The 354-nt window shown below is 40.5% G+C and carries 1 protein-coding gene; it reads left to right on the top strand.

The annotated features are described in order from the left end of the window. Nucleotides 1-37: 37 nt before the first annotated feature. Nucleotides 38-354, top strand: a 317-nt coding sequence (locus tag AC1DWA_RS33885) for a four-helix bundle copper-binding protein (RefSeq protein ID WP_477917945.1), incomplete at its 3' end; no start/stop codon positions are given.

Here is a 354-nt window from a genome sequence, read left to right as displayed (position 1 = left end):
GTAATAGAGAGAAGAAAAAATAAGGAGGAATTTTACAATGTCTAACGAAAATTATCAAACTGTTATTCAAACGCTGCATGACTGTATGAGTGCCTGCAACCATTGTTTTGATGCTTGTCTAAAAGAAGAAAATGTGGGTATGATGGTGGACTGTATCCGTTTTGATCGAGAATGTGCAGATATTTGCGGATATTTGGAACAAGCTCTAGAAAGAGGAACGCCTTTCGTTGCTGAACTGGCTGGAGTTTGCGCCGAAATTTGCGAAAAATGCGGAAATGAGTGTAAGAAACACGATCATGACCACTGTCAAAAATGTGCGGAGGCCTGYTTGAAATGCGCGGATGAGTGTAGAAA

The organism is Rhodococcus sp. P4_F3_2 (assembly GCF_056401335.1).
Note: the sequence above shows the minus strand (reverse complement) of the source record. Positions and strands in the feature narration are given on the sequence as shown.